This window comes from Mediterranea sp. ET5 (genome assembly GCF_023337025.1).
Classification (GTDB): Bacteria; Bacteroidota; Bacteroidia; order Bacteroidales; family Bacteroidaceae; genus Phocaeicola_A.
This window is the reverse complement of record NZ_JAMBLN010000030.1, coordinates 21,073-28,705: the sequence shown is the minus strand read 5'-3', so window position 1 is coordinate 28,705 and position 7,633 is coordinate 21,073. Positions and strand designations below refer to the sequence as shown.

Sequence of the window (7,633 nt, the reverse complement as noted above, 5' to 3'; positions counted from 1 at the left end):
AATATTATTTCAAGACAATGCACCATGAGTTTGCACATATTTTGCATCAGCGCAAAAACTATGATGTTGCTTTTGACCGTATTACGGAGGACAGCTATATTGGTAGTAACTGGTATATATACACGGACCCGGAGACTGGTGGTACATCCGATCGTACAGCTCAGCAAGCTTGGCAGGCGGGATTTGTCTCTCCGTATGCCATGAGTGAATCCCGTGAAGATTTTGTAGAGAATATAGCAAATTTTGTAACGCATGATCAAGCCTATTGGGACAATATGCTTCAACAGGCCGGTGATAAGGGTGCAGCTCTCATCAATCAGAAGTTTACAATTGTTTATAATTACATGAAAGAAACTTGGGGTATTGATTTGAATAAGCTTCGTTCGACAGTGCTTCGTCGACAAGAAGAAATCAAGACGCTTGACTTGACTCTTCCTAAAGCCTCTGAGTCTACTCATTCAAATGAAGAATAATTATGAAGAAGTTTCGACAATATATCACGTTGAGCATGATATTAGCTTGTGTAAGTACTAGCCTTCAGTCATGCTTGTTTGAAGAGAAAGATTATTTTGATCAGCCGGCGGCTATCCGTTTGACCGAGGATGTCAACCACTATCAAAAGATTTTGCAGGATGCTCCTAATGGATGGGTATTAGAATACAATATCGGTGAAGACAACCCGATGGGTGTTATTCCAGTGCTCTGTCGCTTTGAAGCTGGAAAAGTGGATATGTCTACAACATATCCTTCTTCAGGAACTAAACCTGGCGATGTATATTCATCACTCTATTCAATTAAAAGTGAGCAATCAACCTTACTCTCATTTGATACGTATAATCCGTTGCTTCATGTTTTTGGAACACCAGGTATTGCCAATCCTAGAAAGCCTAATAGTACGTTAGAGGGTGATTATGAATTTATATTGCGCAGTGGAACAGCTGAACAGGTAGTACTTGAAGGAAGGAAATACCATAATAGAATGGTGCTTAATCGCTTGGATAAAGATGTGGATTGGAACGTATATATCCGCGATACGCGACAGGTTGAAGATGAGGCATTTCTTAGTACTTATAAGTTGATGAATAAGGATCAAGAACTAGCAAGGCTGAAGAGAAAGAACTTCATTTTTGACTATACATCTTCTGAAGCTGACGGTAGTACAGATAATATACCTTTTATGTATACTCCGACAGGATTGAAGCTATATAATCCTGTTTTGGTAAATGGGATAAAGGCGGAAAACTTTAAATGGAATAAGGAGACTTTATCTTTTGATTGTACAGACAAAGGTGCGGAGCAGGTTATTTTGACCGGTTACTATCCGGATGGATTTACTCCCTATGCCGATTTCTTAGGTACTTATACTCTGACGGTTCATTTGCCTACTATTGCAGATGGTAACGTGGATTGGTCTAAGACACAAACCATGACTGTGAAGATTGAACAAAAAGAGGTCAATCGGTCATATGTTATGACTGGTGCAAATTTGACTATGCCGCTGCCATTAGTTTATAATCGTGAAACAGGGACACTTTCTATAGAATCTGTTAAAGTTGGTCCATATAGTAAATATTATATGGCAATTTGTATGGCGGCTAAAACAGGTTATTATGGTTTGGGAGCAGGCTCTCTGACCGCTAAGATAGCGGTATCAGAACCAATGACTATATCCTTTGTTGGCAGCCAAACAGATATCTCAGGTTTTGCTTTGGTGGCCTATGAGGATGAAGGATATGCCAAACGTCTTGGCTGGTGGGATTGGTATGGTGAACCTGTGCTAGTTAAGCAACAATAAGCGTGAAATTTAAGAAAAATGACAATTATGAAATGTAGATTTATACCTATATTGTTTATGATGGGAACCCTTCTTTTTGCATCAGGTTGCAGCGATGAAGGTAAAGAGATTTTCTATCTGCCAACAGTCGAACTATCCGGTGCAAATTTGTCATTCACCGCATTAGGGGGATCTCAAATATTGACTGCTACGTCTCAGTCTCCTATTAAGGTGACTGTTCAATCTGATTGGTGTCGTGTAACAAAGATTGATGGTAATAAGATTACGATTGAGGTAGACGAAAATATCAATGCGGAAGGACGTAATGCACGTGTATTGGTTTCAGATGGCACAAGTGATGTGTACGCAGTGGTAATGCAAGAAGGATTTTATTTGAATTATGATTCTTCTAATACAATCATTAGGATGGCAAAGAACGGTGAAACCGTGAGCAAGGAGTTTTCCGGTCCTTTACCTATAAAGATTGAGGTTCCGGAGAATGCTCAAAGTTGGTTAACTGTTACACAGAAAGATGATGGTTTATCTTTTGTGGCTACACCCAATCAGAATGCACCAAGAGGAACTCGTGTCGTTATTACGTCTGGTCCGAAGAAGATTGAGTATGAAGTGCTGCAATATGACTTATCTGAGTTGACTAGTTCCGTAATGGCTCATATACAGTTGCATTGGTTGGATAAAGATATTCCACTTAAAATAAAGACGTCTATTAAACAGAGTAAGAATAATTCTTGGAATATAGATCTCTCTGGTATATTCTCCTTGGTAGGGATAGAACATTCATTGTTACTGCCTGCTGTTTATAATGAGAATACGGGTGTCTTTCGTATAGCAGCCGGACAGAATTTGGGACTTGCCCCCAAGGATTTTGGAGATGGTATCTATATAAGTACTGCATTATTGGGTGGCGGATATTACTCTTGGAGTACATCTGTAAGTGTAGATCTTGTTACTACTTTACAAGATGATGGTAAGATAGTGTTGTCTATGCAAGATAATGGTTCTTATGACAATCCTTTAGAAGCTTTTATGTTGTTATTCTTTAATGGTAAGGATTTTACAGGTAATGCGCTTAATCGTAGATTTACCATGAGTATATCTTCAATGAAATTCTATCCTGCAATCTATTTCCCAAAGGAAGATTAACTCTCATATAAACTCACATTGACCTAAACCGGAACAAGGGCTGTCTCAACCAAATGGAGTTGGGGCGGCCCTTTTTAGATTGTCGGCGTTTTCTCCGGTCAATCACGGTTGGAGCTTGTGGAGGGCGGATGAACAGGCTTCCTATTGGACAAATGGACATGAAAACGGCCGATATTCCATGTGTCCCAGGAAAGGATTCTGCTAATTTTGTGCATCGATCATAAAATCAGTTTCAGATGAATACACAGAAGCTTTTTACCTCGCTTTGCCTGTTGCTGGCGACTTCCGCCGGACAAGAGCTGTATGCCCAACATAAAGTAGCAGCACCGATGGAAGACGTGAACCATGTCGTTGACAATACGCTCGACAGCCTGAACCTGGCACGTACCGTTCGTCCGGTACCCGGCTCCAGCCGTCGGGGAGACAACCCCGTGTTGTTCCTGATAGGCAACTCGACGATGCGTACCGGGACGTTGGGCAACGGCAACAACGGACAGTGGGGATGGGGATATTTCGAACACGAATATTTCGACGAGAACAAGATAACGGTGGAAAACCATGCCTTGGGCGGTACCAGCAGCCGGACATTCTACAACCGGCTGTGGCCGGATGTGCTGAAAGGCATCCGTCGGGGTGACTGGGTCATCATCGAACTGGGGCATAATGATAACGGCCCTTATGACAGTGGACGTGCCCGGGCATCCATCCCCGGTATCGGACGCGACAGCCTCAACGTCACCATCAAGGAAACCGGTGTGAAGGAAACGGTCTATACGTATGGGGAATACATGCGCCGTTTCATCCGTGATGTGAAACGGCGGGGCGCACACCCCATCCTGATGTCACTCACGCCGCGCAATGCCTGGGAGGATGCCGACAGCACCATCATCACCCGTGTCAACCATACGTTCGGCTTGTGGGCAAAGCAGGTTGCCCGGAAAGAGCGTGTCCCGTTCATTGACCTGAATGAAATCAGCGCCCGTAAGTTTGAGAAGTTCGGTAAAGAGAAGGTCAAGTATATGTTCTACATCGACCGTATCCATACCAGTGAGTTTGGAGCACGTGTCAATGCCGAGTCGGCTGCTGAGGGAATCCGGGCCTGCAAGGGGCTGGAGCTGGCACGTTATCTGAAGCCGGCGGAGAAGGATACCATTACCGGTGCTACCCGTCGCAAGGGTTGTCCGGTGCTTTTCACGGTGGGCGACAGTACGGTGAAGAATGCCGATGACGACCCCGACGGCATGTGGGGGTGGGGAAGTGTCATCCATGAACTGTTTGACACGGACCGCATTTCGGTCGAGAACCATGCCAAGGCAGGCCGCAGTGCCCGCACCTATTTGGACGAAGGTCGTTGGGACAAAGTGTACAAGGCGCTGCGTCCGGGTGACTTTGTGCTGATACAGTTCGGTCATAACGATGCAGGTCCGATCAATACCGGGAAGGCACGTGCCGAGCTGCTAGGAGCAGGTGATGAGAGCAAGGTGTTCAAGATGGAGTCCACTGGAAGATATCAGGTGGTCTATACCTTCGGCTGGTATCTGCGTAAGTTCATCATGGATGTGAAGGAGAAAGGGGCTATTCCCATCGTGTTGAGCCACACACCCCGGAACAAGTGGGACAACGGTGAGATAGAACGGAACACGGATTCTTTCGGAAAGTGGACGCGCGAGGCTGCCGAGCGTGCCGGTGCCTATTACATTGACCTGAACAAGTTGTCTGCCGACAAACTCCAGCAGATGGGCTACGAGAAAGGCTTGCGTTTCGTCGGTGAGTATTTCAACCATGACCATACGCACACCTCCTTGAAGGGGGCACGCATGAACGCAAAGAGCATCGCCGAAGGCTTACAGGCTGTAGGGTGTCCGCTGAAGGATTACCTGAAATAGTTTCTGGTTGCTGAAGTCTGGAATTAGATTTTGTGATTGGAATGCCGGTATTCCTGTGGGGTGGTACCGACAAGCTTCTTGAACAGGCGGTTGAAATAAGAGTAGTCCTCAAAGCCCAGATTGAGTGCCACATCTTTTACCTGTGTGTCGCTTGTCACCAGAGTCAGTTGCGCATGCTCGATTTTTTTCCGGTTGATATATTGCAGAGGGGTTGCCTTTACCTCGTTCCTGAACAGACGTATGAAGTGGTCCTTGGACAGACATGCCTGCTCCGCCAGTTCGGTGATGGTCAGATTCCGGTTGATGTGTTTGTGGATGTATGACAATACTTTCACCAGGCGTTCGTCTCTGTCCAGTGATTTTTCCCTTGCCAATCTCATGAAGCGGGCGAGCAGCTGGTATACGATACCCCTCGCTTCCACCTTGTCATAGAAGGCCCGTTGTTTGCTTAGCAGCAGACTGTGTATGAGTGTTACATCGTTATCATACGTGGTAGGGTCGGATTCTTGCAGGTTCATGTGGGGATAAATACGGCAGAACCGTTTGATAAGGACCAGGTCCAGTTCACTTCCGGGTACCTCTATCGGGAAGTCCCATTCGTCCAATATGCTTTTTCCTTCCTGATTCTCTTCATAGATGTGCATGTAGTAGTGACAGAAATGAGAGTCACAGATATTGCTGTGCCTGGTAAAGGCAGGTATGAAATACATGTGGTTGGGCTTGAGTGTATGGATACCGGACGGTAACTTGATTTGTGCGGTTCCTTCCACGACATAATACAGACGGCTGAAAGGACTGACCACATCTTTCCAGTTCCAGTCAGCGTCGTGGACAGCTAATCCGGCATTTAGGACATACGGGTGCAGTTGGTCGATTGAGAGGCTCATATTAAGAAACGGAATTCAGGTTAAAGCGCCCGAAGTTATACAGGATCTGTCAGGTCTCAAAATATTGGAGCAGGAAATAACAGTGACAGGTTAGAATGCAGGGCGATATCGAAATCTTCCTATGAATACGACTGTCATAGAGTCGCTGATTAACAATTAAGTCGATAATATCCTATCAGAACACGTTTATATCCTATCGTCCTTGTGAGTTTGATTATACTTTTACAAAACAATTCAATGACTTGAAATCAGTCATAAAATAATACCTTATCATGAAAAGCAAAACTTTATTTTTCTCGTTGCTATGTCCGGCTATCCTGTCGTGCAGTACAGCCCATCAGCCTTCCTGTCAGGTGCCGGTCTCTGAAGCCGATGAGCCCATGATGAAGGGCAAGTTCGAACCCACCTGGGAGTCGTTGAAGCATTACAAGGTTCCGGAGTGGTATCGGAATGCAAAATTCGGTATCTGGGCACACTGGGGACCACAATGTGTAGAGGGCACGGGCGACTGGATGGCCCGGTCCATGTATATGGAAGGGTCTCCGGTGTATAACTATCATGTGGAACACTATGGACATCCCTCGGAGGTGGGTTTCAAGGATGTCATTCCCTCTTTTAAGGCGGAGCACTGGAACCCGGATTCACTGGTGGCCTTTTATAAAAAGATAGGTGCGCAATATTTCTTTGCCTTAGGGAATCATCATGACAACTTTGACCTTTGGGACAGCAAGTACCAACCTTGGAATTCCGTGAATATGGGACCGAAACGTGATGTGCTGGCAGAATGGGAGAAGGCAGCCCGCAAACAGGGACTTCCCTTCGGCGTCAGCCTGCATGCCGATCACGCATGGACCTGGTATGAGCCTGCCCAACGCCACGACACGATTGGTCCGAAGAAAGGCATCCCTTATGATGGCAAGCTGACTAAAGCGGACGGAAAAGGCAAGTGGTGGGAAGGATACGACCCGCAGGACTTGTATGCACAGAACCATCCATTGAGTGAAAACAGTTGGGATGACGGCATGATCCATCGGCAATGGGCGTGGGGAGATGGCGCCTGTCTGCCTACCCGGGAGTATGTGACCAACTTTTACAATCGCACCTTGGAGGTGATAAACAGGTACAATCCCGATATCCTGTATTTTGATGTGACGGTCCTTCCGTTCTATCCGATTAGTGACGCCGGGCTGAAAATAGCTGCCCACTTTTACAATCACAACATGGCTACACATGACGGAAAGCTGGAGGCTGTGCTGAATGGCAAGATTCTGGACGACGAACAGCGCAAGGCCCTGGTGTGGGATGTCGAACGTGGTGCACCCAATCAAATCATAGCTGACAAATGGCAGACCTGTACCTGCCTGGGAGGATGGCATTATGACCGTTCCTACTATGATAACGACAGGTATAAGTCGGCTGCTGACGTGGTGAAATTATTGATAGACGTGGTCAGCAAGAACGGGAATCTGTTGCTGAGTGTGCCTTTGCGTGCCGACGGTACGTTTGATGATAAGGAAGAGAAGATCCTGATGGAGTTCGGCGATTGGATGAATACCAACAAAGAGGCGATTTATGATACGCAGCCTTGGAAAGTGTTCGGTGAAGGTCCGATAGCCAATTCGGACATTGCAATCAATGCCCAGGGTTTCAATGAGGGTTATTATACGAATGCGACAGCCCAGGAGATTCGTTTTACACAAAAGGGTGAAGCCCTGTATGTGACAGCTCTGGCATGGCCGAAGGACAAGCAGGTGGTCGTCAAATCACTGTCGCAAGGGAATGACCTTTATCCCGGGAAGATAAGTCAGGTAGAATTGCTTGGTTACGGAACGGTGGATTTCAACCGCACAACCGAAGGACTGGTCATCAATCTTCCGGATAAACCGCTGAACAGAATCGCTCCGGTATTCAAGGTGGAATAA

6 protein-coding genes are annotated in these 7,633 nt (G+C 46.1%); 5 read left to right on the top strand and 1 reads right to left on the bottom strand.

The genetic code is table 11. The annotated features are described in order from the left end of the window. The 4 genes from M3087_RS13730 to M3087_RS13715 all read left to right on the top strand — a co-directional run. A partial coding sequence (locus tag M3087_RS13730) for a substrate import-associated zinc metallohydrolase lipoprotein (RefSeq protein WP_249096619.1) occupies positions 1–473 on the top strand: 473 nt, incomplete at its 5' end. Positions 474–475: 2 nt separating this feature from the next. Beyond that, entirely contained in the window at positions 476–1,795 is a 1,320-nt protein-coding gene (locus tag M3087_RS13725) for a DUF4302 domain-containing protein (protein ID WP_249096617.1), read from the top strand. A 27-nt stretch (positions 1,796–1,822) separates the two neighbouring features. After that, positions 1,823–2,938 carry a BACON domain-containing protein gene (locus tag M3087_RS13720; RefSeq protein WP_249096616.1) on the top strand — a complete coding sequence of 372 codons (1,116 nt, stop codon included), beginning with the start codon at positions 1,823–1,825 and terminating at the stop codon, positions 2,936–2,938. Between the two features lie 236 nt (positions 2,939–3,174). Next, entirely contained in the window at positions 3,175–4,824 is a 1,650-nt protein-coding gene (locus tag M3087_RS13715; protein ID WP_410797133.1) for a rhamnogalacturonan acetylesterase, read from the top strand. 23 nt (positions 4,825–4,847) lie between these two features. Here the strand turns inward: M3087_RS13715 and M3087_RS13710 are convergent, their stop codons facing one another. Then, complete coding sequence (locus tag M3087_RS13710) at positions 4,848–5,711, bottom strand: AraC family transcriptional regulator (RefSeq protein ID WP_106484521.1); 864 nt, start codon at positions 5,709–5,711, stop codon at positions 4,848–4,850. Between the two features lie 272 nt (positions 5,712–5,983). Between M3087_RS13710 and M3087_RS13705 the strand changes: the two genes are divergently transcribed. After that, on the top strand, positions 5,984–7,633 hold the full coding sequence (locus tag M3087_RS13705; protein WP_410797132.1) for an alpha-L-fucosidase: 1,650 nt from the start codon (positions 5,984–5,986) through the stop codon (positions 7,631–7,633).

Coding starts and splice junctions, on each gene's coding strand:
- M3087_RS13720 (WP_249096616.1), top strand. CDS start 1,823: ATGAAATGTAGATTTATACCTATATTGTTTATGATGGGAACCCTTCTT.
- M3087_RS13715 (WP_410797133.1), top strand. CDS start 3,175: ATGAATACACAGAAGCTTTTTACCTCGCTTTGCCTGTTGCTGGCGACT.
- M3087_RS13725 (WP_249096617.1), top strand. CDS start 476: ATGAAGAAGTTTCGACAATATATCACGTTGAGCATGATATTAGCTTGT.
- M3087_RS13705 (WP_410797132.1), top strand. CDS start 5,984: ATGAAAAGCAAAACTTTATTTTTCTCGTTGCTATGTCCGGCTATCCTG.
- M3087_RS13710 (WP_106484521.1), bottom strand. CDS start 5,711: ATGAGCCTCTCAATCGACCAACTGCACCCGTATGTCCTAAATGCCGGA.